The sequence below is a fragment of the Arthrobacter sp. ISL-5 genome, from assembly GCF_018613835.1.
Classification (GTDB): Bacteria; Actinomycetota; Actinomycetes; order Actinomycetales; family Micrococcaceae; genus Arthrobacter.
The window spans coordinates 73,087-95,698 of sequence record NZ_JAGGPM010000030.1 but is presented as its reverse complement, the minus strand read 5'-3'; the positions used below and the strand labels follow the sequence as shown (position 1 = coordinate 95,698).

Below are 22,612 nucleotides of genomic sequence, written 5' to 3'. Positions count from 1 at the left end.
GTCCCGGGAGCGAGGGCGGCGGCGGTTTTTTCGTAGGGCGGTGGCATGGGCTGGCCGGTGATGCCGGTGCGGGGGAGTATGGCGGAGGCGAGGGCGAGGCGGCGGCGGGCTTCTCCGGCGCCGATCCTTAGCCGGGTCCTGAGGAACTCGGCGGTGTTGCGGGACCCGTCATCGGCCGGCGACACCGCCGGGACCGCGGCGGACGTGGAAGTGGCAGCGGAGCTGGAGGCACCAGCCGCGGCTGTGCCGGCGACAGCACTGACGGCGGGCGCGCCGGTGCCAGCACTGACGGTGGGCGCGCTGGTGCCAGCGGGTGCAGTGGCGGCAGCTGAGCCTGCGTCAGCGCTTTCGGTGTCGTCGCCCCACCCGGTGGTCCAGCCGGCGGCCTTGCTCGCGGGTCCGGCGGCGCTGATCGCCTCGGTGCGGGTCCGGTCCACCGCGGCCGCGCCGAGCAGCTGCAGGTACTCGGCCCCGCGGGAGATCTCCTCGGCCAGCCCGGCGAACTCCGCGGCGGCCGGGAAACCGGCCAGGGCCAGCTCACCGGGCGCGGATTCGACCGCTGCCCCCAGCAGATCCAGGCAGCGTTTGAGGCTGTCGGTTGCCCCCATAGTCATGGCATCCCCGCCGGCGGCAGCGAAGCCAGCGGTACCAACGCCGGCGGTACCGACGCCGGCGGTACCGACGCCGGTCGGACCAAAGTCCGCGACAGCCCCGCCGTCGTGCCCGTCCTGATTGGCGGCTCGTGGTGCGATGCGGAGACCGTCTGCCGGGGCGCTACTCATCCCGCCAAAGCCGGCGGCAGCACCGCCGTCGGAAGTCAGGCAATCCGTGCGGGAGGCGGAAGCAGGAACGCTGCGAAGCCGGCGGCCCCGCAGCAGGGCAGCCGCGCTAAGGCCCGGCGTGACCGCCCGCCCCGCGGTGTGATCCGCTGCGCCTTGCCCCATGGCTTCCATATGGAAACTCTGTCAGAGGGGTCTGACATTTAACGAAGGCAATAACTGCGGAGTGTTTACACCCCGGCGGTACTTTGCCGCACCACGAGTTCCGGGGTGAAGATGACTGCGCGGTGGCGCGGCTGTGCCGAATCCGGCGTGTCCAGCTCCTCGGCCAGGAGCTCGATGGCCGTCCGTCCCAGGGCCTCTGTGGGCTGTCGGATGGAAGACAGCGGCACCACAGCGGACACGGCGAAATCGATGTCGTCATAGCCGATCAGTGCGATGTCCTCGGGAATCCTGAGCTTGTGCATCATGGCCAGGGACTGCATGACGCCGAGGGCGAGCAGGTCGTTGGCGCAGAAGACGCCGTCCGGCAGCTGGTCCGGGCTGCGGCGGACCAACTGGTCGCCCACGCTGCGGCCCGCCAGAACGGTCTGCCCCGCGGAATCCAGCACCTCCAGCGAAGCGTCCGGCACTTCCGCGACGGCGCGTTGCGCCCCCTGGAGGCGGTCCGCCACCTGGCGTATCGACGTCGGGCCCCCCACGAAGGCCAGCCGACGGCGGCCCAGGTCCAGCAGGTGCCGGGCGGCCAGGTAGCCGCCGGCGTCGTCATCAACGGACACGGAACTGTACTGTGCCTCATCCGCCAGGCGGTCCACCAGGACGGTTGGCACGCCGCGTTCCCGCAGCACGTCGAGGCGGTCCGTGACGTCACCCACGGGCGAGATCAGCAGGCCCTGGACCCGCTGTTCCTGGAAGAGGTCGATGTAGTTCGACTCGCGGCCGGCGTCGTGGCCGCTGTCCCCGAGCAGGACGGCGCTTCCCTGCAGCGCCGCCGCGTCCTCGGCGGCGCGCACCACGGAGGTGAAGAAGGGGTTGCCGACGTCGAGGACTATCAGCCCGATGGTCCGGCTGTGCCCTGCGCGGAGCTGCCGGGCCGCGTCATTGCGGACGAAGCCGAGCTCGTCAATGGCCTGCAGGACGCGATCTTTTGTCCGTTGGGAAACTCGGTCCGGGTAGTTCAGGACGTTTGAAACTGTTCCCACCGCCACTTGGGCATGGTTCGCAACATCCTTGATGCTGGCTGACCGTGACATCTTTCTCCAAGCTCTCTTTTGTGGCGTGCTCTTCTGTGGTGACGGCGTGCAAGTCGGTTGGCCGGTCCTGTGAACATAGCCTGAATCAGTCCGCGACCGCAGGTGGACAAGCCCAACTCGGGCGAAGGCTCCCATTCTCCGACGATTGCTTGACACTTACTCAAATTCAAGAGTACTTTGAATCGTACTAATGAAACGATTCAATGATTCGGAATTTCAGGAGAGTCGCAGATGAGGGTGTGTTTTCGATCCTCGGTCCAGCCCGGACTGATCGATGAGTACAGGCGCCGGCACGCCGCCGTCTGGCCTGAGATGCTGCGTGCGCTCAAGGACGCAGGCTGGCATAACTACTCGCTCTTCCTCGGCGGAGACGGCCTGCTGGTGGGCTACGTGGAGTGCGACAACTTCGACGCCGTCCGGGCGCGGATGGCGCTCACGGAGGTGAACGCGCGCTGGCAGGCGGAGATGGCCACGCTCTTCGAGGACACCGAGCAGCCGCCAGACACGGGATTCGTGGCACTCGAGGAAATCTTCAACCTGGAGGACCAGTTGGCCGCGGTGATGGCCAACACCCCGGACTGACAGACGTAGCCGACACGGGAGTCGGCAACCAACAGACAACCACTGCACGAGACCGGAAAGACACAACATGAACCACGTAAAAACAGCGCTGGGCAGGCTCGGGGAGCTTGCGATCGAGGTCCCCTCCTGGGCCTATGGCAATTCGGGCACCCGTTTCAGGGTGTTCGGCACGCCGGGCACGCCGCGGACGGTGCAGGAGAAGCTGGCGGACGCCGCCAAGGTCCACGAGCTCACGGGCCTGGCTCCCACCGTGGCGCTGCACATTCCGTGGGACAAGGTGGATGACTACGCTGCCCTGAAGGATCACGCGGCGGAGCTGGGCGTGGGCCTGGGCACGATCAACTCCAACACGTTCCAGGACGACGAGTACAGGTTCGGCTCCCTGACATCCTCGAACGAGGCGGTCCGCCGCCGTGCGATTGATCATCACTTTGAGTGCATCGACATCATGCACGCCACCGGGTCCAGGGACCTGAAGATCTGGCTGGCGGACGGCACCAACTACCCGGGCCAGGACGACATGCGCGGCCGGCAGGACCGCCTGGCGGAATCGCTCCAGGAAATCTACGCCAGACTCGGCGAGGACCAGCGCCTGGTGCTGGAGTACAAGTTCTTCGAACCGGCTTTTTACCACACGGATGTTCCGGACTGGGGCACTTCCTACGCCCAGACGCTGGCCATGGGCGAGAAGGCGTTCGTCTGCCTGGACACCGGCCATCACGCCCCGGGCACGAACATCGAATTCATCGTCATGCAGCTGCTGCGGCTGGGCAAGCTGGGCTCCTTTGACTTCAATTCGCGCTTCTATGCCGATGATGACCTGATCGTGGGCGCGGCGGATCCCTTCCAGCTGTTCCGCATCATGCACGAGGTGATCCGCGGCGGCGGGTTCGGCAAGTCCTCGGGTAAGGAGTCCGGCGTCGCGCTGATGCTGGACCAGTGCCACAACCTGGAGGAGAAGATCCCGGGGCAGATCCGTTCGGTGCTCAACGTCCAGGAAATGACCGCCCGGGCCCTGCTGATCGACACCGCGGCACTGTCCGAGGCGCAGCGGGCCGGCGATGTCCTGGCCGCCAACGCCGTGTTCAACGACGCCTTCTACACCGACGTCCGCCCGGTGCTGGCCGAATGGCGTGAATCCCGCGGCCTGCCCGCGGACCCGATGGCCGCGTTCAGGGCCAGCGGCTACCAGAAACAGATCAACGAGGACCGCGTGGGCGGTCAGCAAGCCGGATGGGGCGCCTAAACCAATGAGCACCAATAACACTGCCAAGAACAAGACCGTTGAAGAGCTGATTGCCCGGTCCAACCGACTGGGTGCGGACAAGCGCAACACCAACTTCGCCGGCGGCAACACCTCCGCCAAGGGCACCGCGAAGGACCCCGTCACCGGCGACGACGTCCAGCTCCTTTGGGTGAAAGGCTCCGGCGGCGATCTGGGTACTTTGCGGGCGGAGAACCTCGCAGTGCTCCGCCTGGACCGGCTGCAGGCCCTGAAGAACGTCTACCCGGGCGTGGAGCGCGAGGACGAGATGGTGGCCGCGTTCGATTACTGCCTCCACGGCAAGGGCGGCGCCGCTCCCTCGATCGATACGGCCATGCACGGGCTTGTGGACGCCGCCCATGTGAACCATCTGCACCCGGACTCGGGCATCGCGGTCGCCACTGCAGCTGACGGCGAGGCGCTCACCACGAAGATCTTCGGCGACAAGGTGGTCTGGGTGCCGTGGCGCCGGCCCGGGTTCCAGCTGGGCCTCGACATCGCCGCGATCAAGGACGCCCACCCGCAGGCCGTCGGCACAATCCTCGGAGGGCACGGCATCACCGCCTGGGGCGCCACCAGCGAAGAAGCAGAACAGAACTCCCTCTGGATCATCGAGCAGGCCGAACAGTACATCCGCGAAAACGGCCGCGCCCAGCCCTTCGGACCCAAGCTCCCCGGCTACGCGGCCCTGCCGGACGCCGAGCGCCGGGCCAAGGCCGCCGCGCTGGCCCCGGTGATCCGAGGTCTGGCGTCCACGGACAAACCGCAGCTGGGGCACTTCAGCGATGACGCCGTCGTCCTTGACTTCCTGGAAGCCGCCGAGCACCCAAGGCTCGGCGCGCTGGGCACCTCCTGCCCGGACCATTTCCTGCGCACCAAGGTCAAGCCGCTCATCCTGGACCTGCCCGCCGACGCGTCGGTCGAGGACTCCATCGCAAGGCTGAAGGAACTCCACGAGGAATACCGGACGGACTACCAGGCCTACTACGACCGGCACGCAACCCCGGAGAGCCCCGCCCTGCGCGGCGCCGACCCGGGCATCGTCCTGGTGCCCGGCGTGGGCATGTTCTCCTACGGTGCCAACAAGCAGACCGCCCGCGTCGCCGGTGAGTTCTATATCAACGCGATCAACGTGATGCGCGGCGCCGAGGCGATCTCCACGTATGCCCCGATCGAGGAATCCGAGAAATTCCGGATCGAGTACTGGTCGCTCGAGGAGGCCAAGCTGGCCCGGATGCCCAAACCCAAGTCGCACGCCACCCGCATCGCCCTGGTGACCGGTGCGGCGTCGGGCATCGGCAAGGCCATCGCCACCCGCCTCGCCGCGGAAGGCGCCTGCGTGGTCATCGCGGACCTGAACCTCGAAAACGCCCAGGCGGTTGCCGCCGAACTCGGCGGTGCGGATGTCGCCGTCGGCGTCCAGGCCGACGTCACGGACGAGGCACAGGTCGCAGCAGCGATCGACGCCGCGGTCCTGGCGTTCGGCGGCGTCGACCTCGTGGTGAACAACGCCGGGCTCTCCATCTCCAAACCGCTCCTGGAAACCACCGAGAAGGACTGGGACATCCAGCACAACGTCATGGCCAAGGGCTCCTTCCTGGTGGCCAAGGCCGCGGCGAAGGTCATGATCGACCAGGACATGGGCGGGGACATCGTCTACATCTCCTCCAAGAACTCGGTGTTCGCCGGCCCGAACAACATCGCCTACTCCGCCACCAAGGCCGACCAGGCCCACCAGGTCCGGCTCCTGGCCGCCGAGCTGGGCGAGTACGGGATCCGGGTCAACGGCATCAACCCCGACGGCGTGGTCCGCGGCTCCGGAATCTTCGCCGGCGGCTGGGGCGCCAAGCGCGCCGCGGTCTACGGCGTGGACGAACAGGAACTGGGCAAGTACTACGCCCAGCGCACGCTGCTCAAGCGCGAGGTTCTGCCCGAGAACGTGGCCAACGCCGCCGCCGTCCTCACCAGCGCCGAACTGTCCCACACCACCGGACTGCACATCCCGGTCGACGCCGGCGTCGCCGCCGCCTTCCTGCGATGAGCGCGAAGGCACGGGCAGCAGCTGCGGCAGCGGCGCCACGCCCGGAAACCGATATCGACGGCGGCCTGTCCGCCGGCAGTGTATTCGCCGCCGTCGACATCGGCGCCTCCTCCGGACGGGTCATCCTCGGACGGATCAGCAGCGGGCGGACCGGCGGCGCCGCCGCTGGCGGTGCCGGTAAAGGCGGCGCGGCGCTGGAGACGGTGCACCGCTTCCCCAACGGAGTGGTGCAGTCCGACGGCGGCCTCCGCTGGGACTTCGACGCCCTGTTCGCCGAGGTGCTCACGGGCCTCGCAGCGGCCGGACGCATCGCCGCGGGGCGCGGGGAACACCTCACCAGCATCGGCATCGACACGTGGGCCGTGGACTACGGCCTCGTGAACGGCGCCGGGGAACTCACCGCGCAGCCGTTCAGCTACCGTGACGAACGCAGCCGCGCGGCCGTGGCCGGAGTGCACCGGCGCCTGGACGAGTCCCGGCTGTACGCCACCACGGGGCTGCAGTTCCTGCAGTTCAACACCATCTACCAGCTCGCGGCCGAACGTGAACTGGGCGGGCTGCAGGCGCTGCTCATCCCGGACCTGATCGCGTTCCTGCTCACCGGGCAGCGGCGCACTGAGGTAACCAACGCCTCCACCACCGGTATCTTCGACGCCGTCGCCGGGGAGTGGGCCACCGAGTTTTTCACCGCCCTGAGGCTGCCGAAAAACCTGTTTCCGCCCCTGATCCAGCCGGGTGAAACCATCGGCACCCTGCTGCCCGGGATCGCCGAGCGCACGGGGCTGCCACCGGGGACCAAAGTGGTGGCGGTCGGCTCGCACGACACCGCCTCCGCCGTCGCCGCCGTCCCCGCGGAAGCCGTCTCCGCAGCCCAGGGAAACTTCGCATACATCTCCTCCGGCACCTGGTCGCTGGTGGGAGTTGAACTGAACCATCCGGTCCTCACCGAGGCTAGCCGGGCAGCGAATTTCACCAACGAACGCGGCGTGGACGGCACCATCCGGTACCTGCGCAACGTCGGCGGGCTCTGGCTGCTCAGCGAATGCCAGCGCACATGGGCGCAGGAAGGCTACCGGCCCGCCCTGGAAGAACTCCTGGACGCCGCAGCGGCACTGCCCCCGGGCGGACCCCGGATCAACGCAGACGACCCCGCGTTCATCGCCCCGGGCAACATGCCCGAGCGTATCCGCGCCGCGGTCCGGAACACCGGCAACGTCCTGCCGGATGAGCCGGCGCACATGGTCCGCTGCATCCTGGACAGCCTCGCCGCCGGCTATGCCCGGACCATCACCGAGGCCGAACGGCTCGCCGACGTCGCCGTCGATACCGTGCACATCGTCGGAGGCGGCTCGCAGAACCGGCTCCTGTGCCAGCTCACCGCGGAAGCCACCGGCAAGCGCGTGGTTGCCGGACCCGTGGAAGCCACGGCGCTCGGCAACGTTCTAGTACAAGCCAGAGCCGGCGGCGCCATAGCCGGAGGCCTGGCCGAGCTGCGGGCCCTGGTGCGTGCATCACAGGCGCAGGACATTTTCGAGGCGTCGCTGGTCTGAGATGCGCCCGCCCTCCCAACTAGGTCGCAGCAGGCGTCGTTTTGGCGGCTCAGAACGACACCTACTGCTACCTAGTTGGGTCAGGAAAGGCGACAGGAGGGGTGCAGGGCGTCCCACGGAGTTTTGTGACACCTCCGGTTTGCGTCCGGAACGATCCCGCGGTTATGGTCTTGGCTATGACTAACCGTTGGTATGCGTATTTTTCGTTGGCTCTGGAGGGGCCCGCGTCTAACTGACACGCATCCAATTTTCCTTCAGAGCCAACAGGGCAGAGATCATTCTCTGCCCTTCGCCATTTCTCCGGCGGGTTCTGATTTGGGCCCGCTCCGCACCACCCGGAACAGGACCCGTACATGAGCACCACAGCCACCGAAACCCAGCAGCCGACGTCGAAACAGACCGCGCCGCAGCAATCAACGTCGAATCTGAGGGTCAGTGAATTCACTGCGCTGCCCACTCCGCAGGAGATGATCGCGGAACTGCCCCTGGACGCCCGCGTGGCGGACGTCGTCGAACGCGGCCGGGACGAAGTCCGGGCCATCATGGACGGCGTGGACGACCGCCTGCTGGTGATCGTGGGCCCGTGCTCCATCCACGACCCCAAGGCCGGCCTCGAGTACGCCCGCCGCCTTGTCAGCCAGGCCGAGAGGCACAAGGAAGACCTGCTGATCGTCATGCGCGCGTACTTCGAAAAGCCGCGCACCACGGTGGGCTGGAAGGGCCTGATCAACGATCCGCGCCTCGACGGAACGCACGACATCGCCGGCGGCCTGCGCGCCGCCCGGCGTTTCCTGCAGCAGGTCACGGCGCTGGGACTGCCCGCCGCCACCGAATTCCTCGAGCCGATCAGCCCCCAGTACATGGCGGACCTGGTGTCCTGGGGAGCCATCGGCGCCCGGACCACGGAAAGCCAGATCCACCGCCAGCTGGCCTCCGGGCTGTCCATGCCGATCGGCTTCAAGAACGGGACCGACGGCGACCTCCAGGTGGCGGTGGACGCCTGCAGTGCCGCCGCGGCCCCGCAGGCGTTCCTGGGGATCGACGGCGACGGCCGGGCGGCGCTCGTGGCCACCGCGGGCAATCCGGACACCCATGTGATCCTCCGCGGCGGGCGCAAGGGTCCCAACTACTCCGCGGCCGACGTCGAGGCGGCGTCAGCCAAGCTCGCTGCCAAGAACCTGAACCCGAGGCTGATTGTGGATGCCAGCCACGCCAACAGCGGCAAGAGCCACCACCGCCAGGCCGAGGTCGCGCTCGAAATCGGCGCACAACTCGAGGACAAGGGTGAGGCGGCAGGTGCCATCGCCGGCGTCATGCTCGAAAGCTTCCTGGTCGGCGGGGCCCAGAACCTGGATGTCGCCGAACATACCGCGGGACGCTCCGCCCTGGTCTACGGCCAGAGCGTGACCGACGCCTGCATGGAGTGGGATGTGACGGCGTCCGTGCTGGAACAGCTTGCCGCTTCGTCGCGGAAGCGCAGGGCTTTCACAATGGCCCCGTGAGCCTCTAGAGTAACTAGCACACGGTTGTTCGATGGCTCAGCATCGGCGCACCGAAGACAAATTGGGGTCGCCGCAAGTTGCTGAGAGCAAAGGAATATGGGAAATGTCCGCAGAGTCGAACTTCTCGAACGCCAAGTTCTTGACCGTGGCCGAGGTGGCTGAGCTTATGCGTGTCTCCAAGATGACCGTGTATCGCTTGGTCCATTCCGGGGAAATGCCCGCGGTCCGGTTCGGCCGGTCCTATCGGGTTCCGGAGAGCGCCGTCGAGCAGTACCTCAAAGGCGCTGTTGTCGACGGACACTCGGATACCGCGTAAAAGCCGGCGCTCGACTGTCCGCACGGTCTTCATGGCCAATGCAGCCGCCTTGGGGGCGGCTGCAGGTCATGGGACGGCGGCGGTCAGTAGGTGCTCCGGATAAGCGGTACCCTGTTAAAGAACGTTTTACGTCATTGTAAGAATCTGTCAGTTGTTTCAGTCTGTTGCTTAGTCCACGGACCTTCTCCATCAGACAGGTACTGCATCTAGTTTGTAAGGAACTTTCGTGGGTTCAGTTATTAAGAAGCGTCGCAAGCGTATGGCCAAGAAGAAGCACCGCAAGTTGCTTCGTAAGACGCGCCACCAGCGCCGCAATAAGAAGTAGAGATACTTTCTGCGCGTCAATGCCCGCTCCCTTTCGAGGGTGCGGGCATTTTTGCGTTCTGAGTTCGGCGGCAGGGCGCCGTCCCGCAGCGCTTCGCCTCACTCGGGCGTCCGACGCCAGTGGCGTTTCGCCGTCGCTTAGCGTTCAGCCCCGCCCACCCCTCGCAAGCTCGGGCCGGGGCCCGCGGGCTTTCACTTCCGCCAAAAGGCGCTCCGCGGTCGCTGGGCGACCTCTGTCGCGCGTTCGGCGGCGATGCGCTCCTACGCGAAACACCACCGGCGTCGTTAAGTCGCCTTCTCGACACCGCCCGCGGCGTTTCGCCTTCTCGACACGGACAGTGCCTCATGACGCGCAAATGAGCCGGCGACGCGGGAATGCCGGTGTCCTCAGGGAATTTGCGCGTCGCGGGGAAGGAAGTGCGTTAGACCCGGGGGCCGCGGATGCGGGAGTAGCCTCGCCAGAGGCCGTAGATTGCGCCGCCGGCCGTGGCGGCCTTGAGGCCCAGGGTGGCGGCGCGGCGGCCGGAGCGGAAATCGTAGACCGGCCAGTTGTGCTCGCGGGCGTGCTTGCGCAGCCGGGCGTCCGGATTGATGGCCACGGGGTGGCCCACGAGGGTCAGCAGCGGGATGTCGTTGTACGAGTCGCTGTAGCCCCAGCAGCGCTTGAGGTCCAGGCCTTCGGCGTCGGCGATGCCCTGGACCGCCACGGCCTTGGCAGCGCCGTGCAGGATGTCGCCCACGAGCCGCCCGGTGTAGAAGCCGTCCCGGATCTCACCCACGGTCCCCAGAGCGCCGGTGAGGCCAAGCCGCGCGGAAATGACAGTGGCCACCTCGATCGGGGTGGCTGTGACCAGCCAGACTTTGCGCCCCACCCGCAGGTGCTGCTCGGCCAGGGCTTTTGTTCCCGGCCAGATCCGGGAGGCGATCATCTCGTCGAAGACTTCCTCGCCCAGGGCTTTGATGTCCTCCTCCGTGATGCCGGCTGCGAGGGTCAGCGCGGAATCCCGCACCGCGTGGACGTCGTCCATGTTCTCGCCGCGGAGCACGAACTTAAACTGCTTCCACGCCATGCCGGCAGCCTGCGGAAGGGTGAATGCTCCGCGCTGATGCATTTTCCGGGCCACGTGGAACAGGCTGGCGCCCTTCATGAGGGTGTTGTCGACGTCGAAGAACGCGGCCTCGCCGTGCTGCTGCGGTGCAACCGGATGCTGGACCACAGCGACGTACTTCTCCTCGGGCATGCCACTGAGTCTAGTCAATGCAGGGGATGTGCCCGGCCGACGGGTCGTTACCGCGATACCGTTGAAGCATGGCAAACCCCGACGTCGTCCTCCTCACCAAAGCTGACTGTCACCTGTGCGCCGCGGCGCGCGACGCCGTCGGGCGGGTTACTGTCGCCCTGGGACTTGAGTGGACGGAACGGTCGGTGGACAGCGACGAAGCCCTGCGGGAGCAGTACGCCGAGGAGATTCCGGTGGTTTTCGTGAACGGAGTCCAGCGGGACTTCTGGAAGATTGACGAAGCCCGGCTGGACCGGGTCCTGCGTCAGGCGATGGCGCGGCAGTAGCCGCTTTCGCGCAATGGCACCGGCTTTGTTGACTTAAGTGATGGGGATCTAGAGTGGACTCACAACGCGACGCAATGGAGCAGATAGTGACTTCGCTCGATTCACCACCTCAAGCCGTGCCCGGGGACACCGGAGCTGCCGGAAAGCAGATTCCGCCTGCGGCCGTGGCCCGGCTGACGATCTACTTGCGCGCCCTGAACACCCTGATGGCAGAGGGCACCGAGCGCGTGTCCTCCGAATCGCTGGCCGAGGCATCAGGAGTCAGCTCGTCCACGCTCCGCAAGGATCTGTCCCATGTGGGGTCGTACGGTACGCGCGGCGTGGGCTATGAGGTCCAGTACCTGAGCCGTCACATCGCCGCCGCGCTGGGACTGACGCACGACTGGAAGGTCGCGATCGTCGGCGCCGGTAACTTGGGCAAGGCGCTCGCCAGGTACGGCGGTTTTGAGTCCAGGGGCTTCGACGTTGTTGCCATTTTCGATGCCGACCAAATGGTGGTGGGCAATGAGGTTGGCTGGCTCCGTGTGAGCGATGTGGCCGACCTTGAGCCGGTGCTGGAGCGGACCGGCGCCAACATGGTGGTTCTCGCCCTGCCGGCCGCCGTGGCCCAGAGTGTGTGCGACCGTGTGGTGGCGGCCGGCGTGCACAGCATCCTCAGCTTCGCGCCCGTGATGCTCCAGGTTCCCGATGGCGTGAACCTTCGCAAGGTGGACATGGCCACCGAGCTGCAGATTCTGGCCTATCACGCGCAACGGGCGCAGACCCCGGGTCAGCCGGAGTAAATCCGACCTTCCTGGAATCCGCGCCCGTTAATAGGTTGCGTGTAACTGGTTGCGTGCGGGTGCCTAGCGGCCCGAGGCTAGCGGCCGAAGGGGCCGCCCGGCTGCGAGTACGGGTTGGCGAACGGCTGCTGCTTCTGGAAGTACGGTGCCGACGCGGGCAGGTACAGCATCACAATCGCCGCGATGCCGACGAGGGCCACCAGCGTGTTCAGGCCAACAGGGAAGAGGCTGAAAACGGACAGCGCCGCGAACACCGTTCCCAAGATGCGGGCCCAGTTCTTGCCCTTGCGGACGTTGAAGGCCACCAGCGCGTAGAGCCCCGCGCCGATCAGGGCGAAGACCACCATGGTTCCGATGATGAAGCCCTTGACGTCGTCGAATGCCACGTTCTGGCCGCTTCCGCGGAGCTGTTCCTCAAATGTGCTGCGCATGGCGGGATCATCCAGCGTTGGAATCGTGAGCAGAACCGACAGAACCGACAGGACGCCCGCGCCGATGATCATCCAAAAGGAAGTGTTCACAAGCTGCGGAACGCCGGCTGCGGTTCCGCCGCCCTGCGGCTGTTCCGACGGGTACCCGTACGGGGATTGGCCGTAGGGTGCCTGACCGTACGGGGACTGACCGTAGGGTGACGGGGCGGATGCCTGCTGACCGTACTGGGGAGCGCCCTGTCCGTACTGCGGCTGCTGGGGAGCACCCTGACCGTACTGCGGCTGCTGTGGCGTGTTCTGCCCGTACTGGGGAGCGTTCTGTCCGAACTGCGGTGTGCCCTGACCATACTGGGGTGCGTTCTGGCCGTACTGCGGAGCCGGCGGAGTGTTCTGGCCGTACTGCGGAGCCGGCGGAGTGTTCTGGCCGTACTGCGGAGCATCCTGGCCGTAGCGGGGCTGCGCGCCGCGTGCTTCCGTACCGTCCTGGTTCGGCTCGTGGGAGTTCGGGTCGCTGGGGTTTGTGGGTACTGGAGGAGTGCTCATGAGCGGTCCTTTGCGTATTGACGTCGGGATCGGCCACCGGGTTCAGAAGCCTGCCCTGCCCCCAGCATGGTTCACTTCCACCGTACCCCTCTGGGGGCACGGTGAAGATCATTCCGCAGAGGTATTCTTGCGGCGCGTCCGCACACCTAAAGACGGCGTTACGGGCTGTCATTGAGGCGATTCGAACGAAGCCCGACGGCGCGCCACGCGCTACTTCCGACGGCGCATAACACGCCGCTTCCGTCGTCGCCTCGAGCGGCGCATTGCACCCGGCCCGACGGCGTCTGCCGCCGAACGGCAAATCAGCAGCGGTGACTCTAATTGCAAGTCAGGCGGAACCCCTTGCGGCGGCAAACCAGTTCTGCGAGTTCGGTACCCACATGAGCACGGTTGCTACCAGGCTGATCAGGAAGCCCAGCCAGTTGCCGTCCTGGCCAGCGGCGAAACTCGAATTGATGACCGCCAGCAGCAGCGATACGCCCGCGACTATCGTCAGCGCCAGCCGCGCCCACTCCCGGCCCTCCTTCATCTTCATGGCCAGGACAATCTGCGCTGCGGCAAGCGCCAGTGCCACGAGCACAAGCAACAGCACCAGGATGGCCACGCCCGGCAGGATCGCAAAGAGCACCAGCGCACCGAACAGCCCGATCACTCCGCCCAAGAGTCCGAGCAGGCCGCCGATCACCCAGATCCAGTAGGACACCTTCAGCTCCTTGGGGAGACCTGCCACTTCGAAGATGCCCGAGAAGCCGCCATTGGGCATGACTTCGTAGAAGCTGCGCGGCCGGTCTACGGGCATCTCGAAGCGCCCGGCACCGCCCGGCTGACCTGCCTGCCAGCCCTGGGGCCCTGCCTGCCAGCCCTGCTGTCCAGATGGCTGGCCGTCCGGTTGCCCGGCGTCTTGCCCGTACCCGTACCCCGGCTGCGCGCCGTCCCGAGGCCCCGGGGGCTGGAATCCGTCGGGAGGCCGGTTTCCTGCTGGCGGCTGTGACCCGGCCGGCTGCGACGCCGATGGCTGCTGACCTGCTGGCGGCTGAGGTCCGGTTGGTTGCGACCCGGTCGGTTGCGATGCCGCTGGCTGCTGTCCTGCTGGTGGTTGCGATGCCGCTGGTGGCTGTCCTGCTGGTGGTTGCGATGCCGCTGGTGGCTGTCCTGCTGGTGGCTGCGACGCCGGTGGCTGCTGTCCCGCTGGCGCGGGATGGTCCTCAGGCCGCGGCTCGGAGCCCGGCTGCTGAGGCTGCGGTTCATCGCTTGGGTTGCTCATGGCTCTCACTGTAGACCCGCGATTTGGCGAATTCTAGGAGGTCCCGGGCCATGTCCAAGCCGCCCCGCACGCCTGTTTGGAAGGCGGTTATCGTGTCCCGCAGGCAGTCCCGCAGGCAGTCCCGTAGGCAGCCCCGTGAGCCGCCCGCAGGCAGTCCCGCAGGCAGTCCCGCAGCCAGTCCCGCAGCCAGCCCGCAGCGCCGTTCAGCAGGCGAAAGCCCGGGCCCCTAGCAACGCCGACGCCCCGCCCATGGAATTCACGGGCGGGGCGTCGGTTTCACTACATGGCTGGCGGACCAGCCGTGCAAATTACGCGGCGGGGGCGATGAAGGCCAGTTCCAGGTTGATGGCAACCTTGTCGCTGACCAGCACGCCGCCGGCTTCGAGCACAGCGTTCCAGGTCAGGCCGAAGTCCTTGCGGCTGATGGTGGTCTCAGCCGAAACACCGGCGCGGGTGTTGCCGAACGGGTCCACGGCCACGCCGTTGAATTCGGTGTCGAGGGCCACCGGGCGGGTGACACCCTTGATGGTGAGGTCGCCCTGGAGTTCGTAGCCGTCGCCGGTGGGAACCAGCCCGTTGGAAACGAAGGAGATCTCCGGGAACTTCTCGACGTCGAAGAAGTCTTCGCCGCGCACGTGGCCGTCACGGTTCACGTCGCCGGAGTCGAAGCTCGCGGTCTGGATGGTGGCGTTGATGCGGGAGTCAGCGACGTTCTCGGCGAGGTCCAGGGTTGCGGCTGCGTCCTTGAACTGGCCGCGGACCTTGCTGATGCCTGCGTGCCGAACGGTGAACGCGATTTCGCTGTGCGAGTTGTCGAGAGTCCAGGTGCCGGGGGTGACGTTGGTGGGAAGTGCCATGATGGTTCTCCTTGGATCTGTGAACGAAGCGGGACGATCTAGAGTTGAAGCTTCATTTGTTGAAGTCTCAACTAACTGCTGCATCCAGTATAAACATGCGTTTGCATCTTTTATTCCACCCCTGGGGAACATTTTGGAAAATTCCTGAGTTCTACTAGGTGTAGAAGATTTCAGATCGTCCGACATCTTTGAGAAACTGGTACACATGCCCCAAGCCACTGTTCATTTGCTCCGCCACGGCGAGGTCTACAACCCCGAGGGCGTCCTGTACGGCAGGCTGCCGGAATACCACCTCTCCGAGCTTGGCCAGCAGATGGCGCACACCCTCGCGGAGCACTTCCGCGACCGGGTCTCCCAGGGTGCAAAGATTGTCTACCTCGTGTCCTCTCCGCTGACCCGCGCCCAGGAGACGGCCGAGCCCACCTCCCGCGCCCTTGGCCTGGACATCCATACGGACCAGCGCATCATCGAGGCTGAAAACCACTTCGAAGGCCTCAGGGTCACCAAGGCAGAGCTGCGCAAGCCCCGGCACTGGCGCAAGCTGGTGAACCCGCTCAGGCCATCTTGGGGTGAGCCGTACAAGGAGCAGGCTGCCCGTGTGAGGGCCGCGGTCCAGGACGCCCGGGACAAGGCAATCGAACTCGGCGGCGACGGCGCCGAGGCCATCATGGTCAGCCACCAGCTTCCCATCTGGGCCACCCGGCTCAGTGCCGAGGGCAGGCCGCTCTGGCATGACCCGCGCAAGCGCGAGTGCACGCTGACCTCACTCACCTCCCTTATTTTCGACGGCGACGGCACCCTCCTGCGCGTCGAGTACAGCGAACCGGCCGCAGCCCTCCTGCCCGGCGCCTCCACCACCCCCGGAGCCTAAACCATGCCCAACAGCCCCATAAGTTCCCGGCGCAGCGTGCTTGCCGCCGGCGGCCTAGCCCTGACGGCGCTCACGCTGGGGCTGTCCGCGTGCGCGCAGGAAGACGCCCTGGCGAAGCAGGCAAAGGCGGGGGACAACAAGAACTACGTGGCCGGCGACGGCTCGGTGACGGAATTCGCCGCGGCGGACCGCAAATCCGCCGTCGACATCGAGGGCAAGCTTTTTGACGGCACCGCCGTCACGGCCAAGGACTTCCTGGGCAAGGTGACCGTGCTGAACTTCTGGTTCGCTGCCTGCGCGCCGTGCCGGGTGGAAGCGCCCTCCCTCGAGGCCCTCCACCAGGAGTTCAAGAGCAAGGGTGTGCAGTTCTTCGGCGTGAACCTGCGCGACGAGAAGGCCACCGCCGACGCCTTCGACAAGACCTTCGGGCTCACCTACCCCAGCTTCAACGACAAAGACGGCGCCGTGCTGCTGGCCGTGTCCGGACTCGTGCCTCCGGGCGCGGTCCCCACCACGCTGGTGGTGGACAAGCAGGGCCGGGTGGCCTCGCGCGTGCTGGGGGAGATCCAGAAGGGCACCCTCAAAGCCCTCATCCAGTCCGCCGTGGCAGAGTAGCGGCGGTCTCCCCAACGTGAACAGCCCCTTCGCCGAAGCCATCCTGAACGGATCACTCCTGCTTGCCATCCCGGTGGCGCTGCTGGCGGGCTTCGTGTCCTTCCTCTCGCCCTGCGTGCTGCCGCTCGTGCCCGGATACCTGGGCTATGTCACGGGGCTTACCGGCGTGGACCTCCAGAAGCAAAAGCGCGGCCGCATGCTGGCGGGGATCGGCTTGTTCGTGCTCGGATTCTCGGTCATCTTCGTGCTGCTCGGCGGGGCCTTCGGCCAGCTGGGGTCTCTGATCACCGGCTCGCAGAACGCCTGGATCACCCAACTGCTCGGCGTCCTTGTGATCATCATGGGCGTCGTGTTCATGGGCGGATTCGCATGGCTCCAGCGCGACGCCAAGATCCACGCGAAACCGCCGGCAGGCCTCTGGGGCGCGCCGCTGCTCGGGATCACTTTCGGCCTCGGATGGGCGCCGTGCATCGGCCCCACCTACTCGGCCGTGCAGCTCCTGAGCCTCTCCGGCGGCTCCTCTGCCGCGAAAGGCGCTTTCCTGGCGTTCGTCTATAGCCTTGGCCTGGGCATTCCGTTCCTGCTGATCGCCCTCGCTGTGCGCCGCGGCGCCGGCGTTCTGTCCTTCTTCCGCACCCACCGGGTGGCCATCCAGCGGACGGGCGGCGGCGTCCTGATTGCCCTGGGCGTGTTGATGGCCACGGGAGTCTGGGGAACCTGGGTCACCGAGTTGCAGTACTGGTTCCAAAACGATGTGAAATTGCCAATCTGATGAGCGAGCGTGTGAAGCCAACTAAGAAATCCTCCGGAGCGGGCGGCCCCCAGGGTACGCCCGAAGGTCCCCGCCAGGACCACGTCAAGGCGGCCAAGGCCGACGCGGCGCTCCCCGCGCTGGGGATCCTCGGCATGCTCCGCTGGGCGTGGACCCAGCTGACCAGCATGCGCACCGCCCTTTTCCTCCTGCTGCTGCTCGCGGTGGCAGCGGTGCCGGGATCCCTGTTCCCGCAGCGCCCGGCCAACCCGTCGGTGGTCACGCAGTACATCAAGGACCACCCCGACTACGGCAAGATCCTTGATTCGCTGCAGCTCTACGACGTCTACTCCTCGGCCTGGTTCTCGGCCATCTACATCCTGCTGTTCATTTCGCTGATCGGCTGCGTCGTTCCCCGCGCCATCGCGCACTACCGGGCCATGCGCTCCCAGCCGCCGCGCACCCCGAAGCGTCTCTCCCGCCTGCCGGAGTACGGCACACTGGTGGTGCCCGCGGAAGCCGGCGTCCCGGCGTCGGACGCCATTGAAGACGCAGCCGCGCTGCTCAAGAAACGCGGTTACCGCGTTGAAGTACGGCACGACGACGGCGCGCGGCCGTCTTTGGGGGCGGAGCGCGGCTTCCTCAAGGAGGTGGGCAACCTCGTCTTCCACACCTCGCTGATCGGTGTGCTCGTGTCGGTGGCTGTCGGCGGGCTGTTCGGCTACAGCGGGCAGCGGATCCTGGTGGAGGGTGACACCTTCGTGAACACGCTGGTGGGCTATGACCAGTTCACGCCGGGTACCAACTTCCAGAGCAGCCAGCTCCAGCCGTACTCCATCCAGCTGGACAAGTTCCAGGCTACGTTCGACCGCGAATCAAAGGGCAAGTTCGGCCAGCCCATTGACTTCACGGCGGATGTCACCACCAAGGAAAACCCCGGGGCGCCGGCCAAGAAGGAAGTCCTCAAGGTCAACGATCCAGTGACCCTCGGCGGGACCAGCATCTATCTGACAGGCAACGGCTACGCCCCGGTGGTGACGGTCCGGGACGGCAAGGGCAACATCGCCATGCAGGGTCCCGTGGTGGCGAAGCTGCAGGGCGAGAACTATTACTCGTCCGTGGTGATCAAGGTTCCCGACGCCAAGCCGGAGCAGCTCGGGTTCGCCGGCTTCTTCCTGCCCACGGCGTTCGTGACGGACAAGGGGATTTCCTTCAGCGGGGACCCGGACCTCATCAACCCGCAGTTGAGCCTGAACTCGTACTACGGTGACCTCGGCCTTGACAAGGGCGCCCCGCAGAACGTGTTCGAACTCGACGTGAAGGACCTGAAGCCCCTGAACGGCCGTGATCTCGCGGCCGGCGGCATCACCTTGGCCCCGGGCAGCACCTACACGCTGCCCGACGGCAAGGGCTCCATCAGCTTCGACGGCGTGAAGAAGTACATCGGCGTCGACATCCACCACAATCCGGGCCAGCTCTCGGCCCTGATCTTCGCGCTGCTGGCGGTGGCCGGGCTGGTCGTCTCGCTCTACGTCAACCGGCGCCGCGTCTGGGTCCGCACGGGCACGCACGAGGACGGCCGCACCATGGTGGAGTACGGACTTCTGACCCGCGGCGAGGACCACCGGCTGGCAGGCGAAGCCGTTGCGATCCGCGGACTGCTGGCAGGCGCGTGGGGCCTGGACACCCAGATACCTCCCAGCGAACGGGCGGATAATGGCCCGGCGGGCACCGATCCGGCGGACGCTTCGGTTCACACCGATCCGGTGGACGCTTCGGCCGCCTCGGGCGCCGATGCCTCCGCGGCAACGCCCTCAGAAGACTTCATCCAGTCAACAGCAGGCTCACCCGAGTCAAAGAAGGACCAGTAATGTTCCCCATCAACGAAACCATGGGCCAGTACAGCGAGCTCTTCATGCTGCTGGCCGCCGGCACGTACACGGTGGCGTTCATAGCCTTCGCGTGGGACCTGGCCAAGAGCAGCAAGGCGCTCCGCACCGTGGACCTCAAGGCTGCCGCAGCCGCCGGGACGCCGGACGCAGCTGCGTCGGACGGGGCAGCGGCGGACGCCGGCGCGAAGGTCCCGGTGGCCGCCGGCTCAGTCCGCGGTGCAGCCGCGGACGCCGACCGTGTTGCGGGGCACCTGGCCGGGCCTGCCGGCCGTGCCGAGCGGCCGTCGTCGTCGGTGTCTGCGGGAGGGCCTGGCAGCGGAGCGGGGCAGACCGCCAATGCCAGCATGGAATACGCCGCCGAGCGCCGCGTCCCCGCCCGGGTGGCCGTCGCACTGACGGTGCTGGGCGCCGCGATCCACGCTGCCGGTGTGCTGACGCGTGCCGTGGGCGCGGGCCGTGTGCCGTGGGGCAACATGTACGAGTTCCTGACCACCGGTGCGTTCGTGGCCGTGGCGGTGTTCCTCGTGGTGCTGATCCGCCGCGACCTGCGCTTCCTGGGCACGTTCGTGGTGGGCCTGGTGATCATTATGCTGGTGGCTGCCTCCGTGGCCTACTGGACCCCGGTGGGCCACCTCGTGCCCGCGCTGCAAAGCTACTGGCTGGTCATCCACGTTTCCATCGCCGTGCTTTCCTCGGCCCTGTTCACCCTGACGTTTGCCATGTCCGCGCTGCAGCTCGTGCAGTCGCACCGGCAGAAGACCCTTGCTGCCGGGGGCGAGGACAAGCTGGGCTTCATGCGCCTGGTGCCGTCCGCCCTGAGCCTGGAGAACCTCTCCTACCGGATCAACGCCATCGCCTTCATCGGCTGGACGTTCACCCTCATGTTCGGCGCCATCTGGGCTGAGAAGGCCTGGGGCCGTTTCTGGGGCTGGGACACCAAGGAAGTGTGGACGTTCGTGATCTGGGTGGTCTACGCCGGCTACCTGCACGCACGGGCCACCCGCGGCTGGACGGGGACCCGCGCGGCCTGGCTGTCGATCGTGGGCTACCTGTGCGTGGTCTTCAACTTCACCATCGTGAACCAGTTCTTCAACGGCCTCCACTCCTACTCGGGGCTGTAACGTACGCGGGGTCCCAGCGCCCATTCGCCAAAAATGGCCGCTCAGCATGTGCGCTGGGCGGCCATTTTTGGCGAATAGGCGAGGGCGTCGTTCCAAGGGGGCAGGATCGTGGCTCCAAACGGTTGGACCCGGGACGTGAGCTTCTTCTGTAGGCCTAGCGCCCGGGCTTCCAGCCGCGGCTAACGAGCGCTTCGCGCACCCTGGTCACGGCGTTGGGCTCCATGCCGGGAGCGAACGGGTCCATGTCCCATTGGGTCAGGACCACCACGAGCCAGCCGAGCCTGCGCGCGTTCTCGTCTCGGAATATGTCGCTTCGCCGTTGGGTAGAGGTGGAGTGGTGGCCGCCGTCGTACTGGATGGCGATCTTGAACTTTTCATAGGACATGTCCGGGTCCTGGATCCAGCCCCCGGTTTCATCGAGCAGCGGCAGGTTGATGGACGGTTCGGGCAGACCGGCCCGACCAGCAGCAGGCGCAGCTCGGTTTCCTTGGGCGAATCGGTGTCCGCCCGGATGAGCGCCCGGGCCTTCATGGCCTTCCGGTAGCCCGGCCGGCCCTCCTTGGTGGCGAGGAAGGTGTCCAGGGCAGCCAGCGTGGACAGAGGATTCCGGCGCCGTAGCAGGAAATCGCCGGCGATGACGAGGTCCAGCATGCCCAGAACGCCGGCCAGATCAAACCAGGTCCGTAGGGGAGAGGTGCACGCCACGTAGCGGCCCTCGATGATTTCATCCGGCAGGAGGACGGACTGGTGGCCGCACACGTCCTTGCGCCGCACCGCCCTGCCGCCGCGCCGGCACGTCAGATGGACGACTTCATGCGTTTCGAAGCAGCGCGGCAAAGGAAAACCCCACAGCGCCGCGGCTGTGAGGTGGCTGGCGACGGCTCCTGTGGCCAAGGCCAGGGACCTGGCCCGGACCAGCAGGGTGAGGTCCGCCGACGCCGGAATCCGCACGCCGTGGCACGGGCTTGCCAGGCCCTGGGCCCTTGCGCGCCGGCGGGTCAGGCCTGCTGCCTTGGCCTGTTTGATGGTGAAGGGCTGCCCCAACAGCGGGGGAGGAAGCGGGCAGGGACGCGGCATACAAGCATTCTGATGCCGGAAAGAGGCCCCCGGCGCGTTGTCCACAGATACAGGCCGATGTGGAGGACTAGTTGAGCTGTCCGGGCCTCCGCCATTCGCCAAAAAAGGCCGCCCGGCAAGGGTGCCAGGCGGCCATATTTGGAGAATCACCGGCCCCACGGTTTGCTGGCGCAAAGTCGGCCGGCACGTACTACTTGATCTCGGGATTGCCCTCGGCGCTGGCATCTCCCGCGGCGCCAGGAGTGCCGGAGTTCCCTGTGCTGGGGCTGCCGCTGCCATGCGGGCCGGCACCGGGCTTGGGCTTCTTCGACTCGAGGTCGTCCTTCAGCTTCCTGAGGCGCTCGGCTTCGGCCTGGTTGCGGCGGCGCTGCTCCAGGTTGCGGAGGAAATCGGGGTCGTCGTCGGGCGCGATGGGGTGGCGGTACGTCTGCTGCTGTACCGGGGCCGAATAGCGGGGGCGGCCGATCAGGAACCACAGGGCGGCACCGACGATCGGCAAGAAGACAACGATGATGATCCAGGTTGTTTTGGAGAATCCCCGGGTGAGGTGCGCATCAGTCCGGATCACGTCCACAAGTCCGTAGACGTATATGGCAAGAACGGCGACTGCAATGGCAACACGGAGCATGCAATCAGTCTAGCCTCCGGACGCCCCCACGGAGATTACAGTATGCCACAGAACCCGCCACCAAAAAGCTGGTGAATTTTGTCCCGATCGTGGTGCCAACGGCCCAGGAAACGGCGCCGGTTTTGCGATCCGGGGCATTGAAAAGCCGGCGCCGGCCAGACAACGCCGACGGAAGCAGGCGCGGTGGAGGTGCGAAGCCTGGCGGCAGAGGCGTCGGAAGGCCACAGAAGTGCGGAGGATACGTTCAGGCAGGGCGGCTAAACTTGGATAGTGGCATTCTTGAAATACTCCCTGATCCGGCTCGCCCTCTTCGTACCGCTGTTTGCGCTGTTCGTCTTCCTGCAGCTGGGATGGTTGCTTGCCGTCGTCTGCGCTGGGCTGATTTCCTTCGCTCTCAGCTACCTCTTTTTCCAGAAGCAGCGCGATGCCGCTGCGGCCTCCCTGCACGCCCGCTTCTCGGGCCGTGCCAAGCCCCTGCGCACCGCCGGTGAAGTGGACGACGCCGAGGCCGAGGACAAGCTGGTCGATTCCAACCCGGACATCACGGTCCGCAACGACCTCCGGAACAAGGAAGCCTAGGGAGCAACCCGTTCCCGCACGGT

At 66.5% G+C, this 22,612-nt stretch carries 23 protein-coding genes and 1 pseudogene; 16 read left to right on the top strand and 8 right to left on the bottom strand.

All coding sequences use genetic code 11. From position 1 onward, the window contains the following. Both J7I89_RS17350 and J7I89_RS17345 read right to left on the bottom strand, forming a co-directional pair. A pseudogene (locus tag J7I89_RS17350) lies at positions 1–953 on the bottom strand (hypothetical protein); the annotation flags it as partial. A 56-nt stretch (positions 954–1,009) separates the two neighbouring features. Continuing rightward, a complete protein-coding gene (locus J7I89_RS17345; RefSeq protein WP_214972914.1) occupies positions 1,010–2,032 on the bottom strand; it encodes a LacI family DNA-binding transcriptional regulator in 1,023 nt (340 codons plus the stop codon). Positions 2,033–2,263: 231 nt separating this feature from the next. Between J7I89_RS17345 and J7I89_RS17340 the strand changes: the two genes are divergently transcribed. From J7I89_RS17340 to J7I89_RS17310, 7 genes are all read left to right on the top strand, one after another. Beyond that, complete coding sequence (locus J7I89_RS17340; protein WP_214972913.1) at positions 2,264–2,614, top strand: L-rhamnose mutarotase; 351 nt, start codon at positions 2,264–2,266, stop codon at positions 2,612–2,614. Positions 2,615–2,681: 67 nt separating this feature from the next. After that, positions 2,682–3,860 (top strand): L-rhamnose isomerase, encoded by a 1,179-nt coding sequence (rhaI, locus tag J7I89_RS17335; RefSeq protein ID WP_214972911.1) that lies wholly within the window; start codon positions 2,682–2,684, stop codon positions 3,858–3,860. A 4-nt stretch (positions 3,861–3,864) separates the two neighbouring features. Continuing rightward, positions 3,865–5,919, top strand: coding sequence for a bifunctional aldolase/short-chain dehydrogenase (locus J7I89_RS17330; protein WP_214972909.1), 2,055 nt, complete (start codon positions 3,865–3,867; stop codon positions 5,917–5,919). Further along, positions 5,916–7,469 (top strand): rhamnulokinase family protein, encoded by a 1,554-nt coding sequence (locus J7I89_RS17325; RefSeq protein WP_214972907.1) that lies wholly within the window; start codon positions 5,916–5,918, stop codon positions 7,467–7,469. The genes J7I89_RS17330 and J7I89_RS17325 overlap by 4 nt, the downstream gene beginning before the upstream one ends. Positions 7,470–7,822: 353 nt before the next feature. Then, positions 7,823–8,971: a 3-deoxy-7-phosphoheptulonate synthase gene (locus tag J7I89_RS17320; RefSeq protein ID WP_214972906.1), complete on the top strand. Its 1,149-nt coding sequence runs from the start codon at positions 7,823–7,825 to the stop codon at positions 8,969–8,971. Positions 8,972–9,074: 103 nt separating this feature from the next. Further along, positions 9,075–9,287, top strand: coding sequence for a helix-turn-helix domain-containing protein (locus J7I89_RS17315; RefSeq protein ID WP_056634547.1), 213 nt, complete (start codon positions 9,075–9,077; stop codon positions 9,285–9,287). Between the two features lie 226 nt (positions 9,288–9,513). Beyond that, positions 9,514–9,612, top strand: a complete 99-nt coding sequence (locus J7I89_RS17310) for a 30S ribosomal protein bS22 (protein WP_003792170.1) — start codon at positions 9,514–9,516, stop codon at positions 9,610–9,612. A gap of 421 nt (positions 9,613–10,033) precedes the next feature. Here J7I89_RS17310 and J7I89_RS17305 read toward each other — a convergent pair whose 3' ends face one another. Next, positions 10,034–10,852, bottom strand: a complete 819-nt coding sequence (locus J7I89_RS17305; protein WP_214972904.1) for an HAD family phosphatase — start codon at positions 10,850–10,852, stop codon at positions 10,034–10,036. A 68-nt stretch (positions 10,853–10,920) separates the two neighbouring features. Between J7I89_RS17305 and J7I89_RS17300 the strand changes: the two genes are divergently transcribed. Together J7I89_RS17300 and J7I89_RS17295 are read left to right on the top strand one after the other, a co-directional pair. Next, entirely contained in the window at positions 10,921–11,178 is a 258-nt protein-coding gene (locus tag J7I89_RS17300) for a glutaredoxin family protein (protein WP_214972902.1), read from the top strand. An 86-nt stretch (positions 11,179–11,264) separates the two neighbouring features. Continuing rightward, positions 11,265–11,960, top strand: coding sequence for a redox-sensing transcriptional repressor Rex (locus tag J7I89_RS17295; RefSeq protein ID WP_104138295.1), 696 nt, complete (start codon positions 11,265–11,267; stop codon positions 11,958–11,960). 77 nt (positions 11,961–12,037) lie between these two features. Here the strand turns inward: J7I89_RS17295 and J7I89_RS17290 are convergent, their stop codons facing one another. Then, positions 12,038–12,934, bottom strand: a complete 897-nt coding sequence (locus tag J7I89_RS17290) for a hypothetical protein (RefSeq protein ID WP_214972900.1) — start codon at positions 12,932–12,934, stop codon at positions 12,038–12,040. A gap of 328 nt (positions 12,935–13,262) precedes the next feature. Beyond that, positions 13,263–13,733, bottom strand: coding sequence for a hypothetical protein (locus J7I89_RS17285; protein ID WP_251045475.1), 471 nt, complete (start codon positions 13,731–13,733; stop codon positions 13,263–13,265). A gap of 74 nt (positions 13,734–13,807) precedes the next feature. Here J7I89_RS17285 and J7I89_RS17280 point away from each other — a divergent pair, with 74 nt between their 5' ends. Then, a complete protein-coding gene (locus J7I89_RS17280; RefSeq protein WP_214972898.1) occupies positions 13,808–14,212 on the top strand; it encodes a hypothetical protein in 405 nt (134 codons plus the stop codon). A gap of 294 nt (positions 14,213–14,506) precedes the next feature. On the opposite strand, the gene J7I89_RS17275 is transcribed toward J7I89_RS17280, so the two are convergent. Then, positions 14,507–15,055 (bottom strand): YceI family protein, encoded by a 549-nt coding sequence (locus J7I89_RS17275; RefSeq protein WP_214972896.1) that lies wholly within the window; start codon positions 15,053–15,055, stop codon positions 14,507–14,509. A 205-nt stretch (positions 15,056–15,260) separates the two neighbouring features. Between J7I89_RS17275 and J7I89_RS17270 the strand changes: the two genes are divergently transcribed. From J7I89_RS17270 to ccsB, 5 genes are read left to right on the top strand one after another with little or no spacing between them, the layout of a single operon-like run. Then, positions 15,261–15,926 carry a histidine phosphatase family protein gene (locus tag J7I89_RS17270; RefSeq protein ID WP_214972894.1) on the top strand — a complete coding sequence of 222 codons (666 nt, stop codon included), beginning with the start codon at positions 15,261–15,263 and terminating at the stop codon, positions 15,924–15,926. Positions 15,927–15,929: 3 nt separating this feature from the next. After that, positions 15,930–16,541 carry a TlpA disulfide reductase family protein gene (locus J7I89_RS17265; RefSeq protein ID WP_214972892.1) on the top strand — a complete coding sequence of 204 codons (612 nt, stop codon included), beginning with the start codon at positions 15,930–15,932 and terminating at the stop codon, positions 16,539–16,541. Positions 16,542–16,557: 16 nt separating this feature from the next. Continuing rightward, entirely contained in the window at positions 16,558–17,313 is a 756-nt protein-coding gene (locus J7I89_RS17260; RefSeq protein WP_214972890.1) for a cytochrome c biogenesis CcdA family protein, read from the top strand. Further along, a complete protein-coding gene (locus tag J7I89_RS17255; protein WP_214972884.1) occupies positions 17,313–19,163 on the top strand; it encodes a cytochrome c biogenesis protein ResB in 1,851 nt (616 codons plus the stop codon). The genes J7I89_RS17260 and J7I89_RS17255 overlap by 1 nt, the downstream gene beginning before the upstream one ends. Beyond that, positions 19,163–20,305 (top strand): c-type cytochrome biogenesis protein CcsB, encoded by a 1,143-nt coding sequence (ccsB, locus tag J7I89_RS17250; protein ID WP_214972883.1) that lies wholly within the window; start codon positions 19,163–19,165, stop codon positions 20,303–20,305. The genes J7I89_RS17255 and ccsB overlap by 1 nt, the downstream gene beginning before the upstream one ends. A 255-nt stretch (positions 20,306–20,560) precedes the next feature. Here ccsB and J7I89_RS17245 read toward each other — a convergent pair whose 3' ends face one another. Together J7I89_RS17245 and J7I89_RS17240 are read right to left on the bottom strand one after the other, a co-directional pair. After that, positions 20,561–21,382 carry a hypothetical protein gene (locus J7I89_RS17245; RefSeq protein WP_251045474.1) on the bottom strand — a complete coding sequence of 274 codons (822 nt, stop codon included), beginning with the start codon at positions 21,380–21,382 and terminating at the stop codon, positions 20,561–20,563. 190 nt (positions 21,383–21,572) lie between these two features. Further along, positions 21,573–22,010, bottom strand: a complete 438-nt coding sequence (locus J7I89_RS17240; protein WP_214972882.1) for a PLD nuclease N-terminal domain-containing protein — start codon at positions 22,008–22,010, stop codon at positions 21,573–21,575. A gap of 270 nt (positions 22,011–22,280) precedes the next feature. On the opposite strand from J7I89_RS17240, the gene J7I89_RS17235 reads away from it, so the two are divergent. Then, positions 22,281–22,589, top strand: a complete 309-nt coding sequence (locus J7I89_RS17235) for a DUF4229 domain-containing protein (RefSeq protein WP_214972881.1) — start codon at positions 22,281–22,283, stop codon at positions 22,587–22,589. Positions 22,590–22,612 lie beyond the last annotated feature (23 nt).

Excerpts from the sequence above, each read along its gene's own strand:
- J7I89_RS17345 (WP_214972914.1), bottom strand. The coding sequence starts at position 2,032 with ATGTCACGGTCAGCCAGCATCAAGGATGTTGCGAACCATGCCCAAGTG.
- J7I89_RS17340 (WP_214972913.1), top strand. The coding sequence starts at position 2,264 with ATGAGGGTGTGTTTTCGATCCTCGGTCCAGCCCGGACTGATCGATGAG.
- rhaI (WP_214972911.1), top strand. The coding sequence starts at position 2,682 with ATGAACCACGTAAAAACAGCGCTGGGCAGGCTCGGGGAGCTTGCGATC.
- J7I89_RS17330 (WP_214972909.1), top strand. The coding sequence starts at position 3,865 with ATGAGCACCAATAACACTGCCAAGAACAAGACCGTTGAAGAGCTGATT.
- J7I89_RS17325 (WP_214972907.1), top strand. The coding sequence starts at position 5,916 with ATGAGCGCGAAGGCACGGGCAGCAGCTGCGGCAGCGGCGCCACGCCCG.
- J7I89_RS17320 (WP_214972906.1), top strand. The coding sequence starts at position 7,823 with ATGAGCACCACAGCCACCGAAACCCAGCAGCCGACGTCGAAACAGACC.
- J7I89_RS17315 (WP_056634547.1), top strand. The coding sequence starts at position 9,075 with ATGTCCGCAGAGTCGAACTTCTCGAACGCCAAGTTCTTGACCGTGGCC.
- J7I89_RS17305 (WP_214972904.1), bottom strand. The coding sequence starts at position 10,852 with ATGCCCGAGGAGAAGTACGTCGCTGTGGTCCAGCATCCGGTTGCACCG.
- J7I89_RS17300 (WP_214972902.1), top strand. The coding sequence starts at position 10,921 with ATGGCAAACCCCGACGTCGTCCTCCTCACCAAAGCTGACTGTCACCTG.
- J7I89_RS17290 (WP_214972900.1), bottom strand. The coding sequence starts at position 12,934 with ATGAGCACTCCTCCAGTACCCACAAACCCCAGCGACCCGAACTCCCAC.
- J7I89_RS17285 (WP_251045475.1), bottom strand. The coding sequence starts at position 13,733 with ATGCCCGTAGACCGGCCGCGCAGCTTCTACGAAGTCATGCCCAATGGC.
- J7I89_RS17280 (WP_214972898.1), top strand. The coding sequence starts at position 13,808 with ATGGCTGGCCGTCCGGTTGCCCGGCGTCTTGCCCGTACCCGTACCCCG.
- J7I89_RS17275 (WP_214972896.1), bottom strand. The coding sequence starts at position 15,055 with ATGGCACTTCCCACCAACGTCACCCCCGGCACCTGGACTCTCGACAAC.
- J7I89_RS17270 (WP_214972894.1), top strand. The coding sequence starts at position 15,261 with ATGCCCCAAGCCACTGTTCATTTGCTCCGCCACGGCGAGGTCTACAAC.
- J7I89_RS17265 (WP_214972892.1), top strand. The coding sequence starts at position 15,930 with ATGCCCAACAGCCCCATAAGTTCCCGGCGCAGCGTGCTTGCCGCCGGC.
- J7I89_RS17255 (WP_214972884.1), top strand. The coding sequence starts at position 17,313 with ATGAGCGAGCGTGTGAAGCCAACTAAGAAATCCTCCGGAGCGGGCGGC.
- ccsB (WP_214972883.1), top strand. The coding sequence starts at position 19,163 with ATGTTCCCCATCAACGAAACCATGGGCCAGTACAGCGAGCTCTTCATG.
- J7I89_RS17245 (WP_251045474.1), bottom strand. The coding sequence starts at position 21,382 with ATGCCGCGTCCCTGCCCGCTTCCTCCCCCGCTGTTGGGGCAGCCCTTC.
- J7I89_RS17240 (WP_214972882.1), bottom strand. The coding sequence starts at position 22,010 with ATGCTCCGTGTTGCCATTGCAGTCGCCGTTCTTGCCATATACGTCTAC.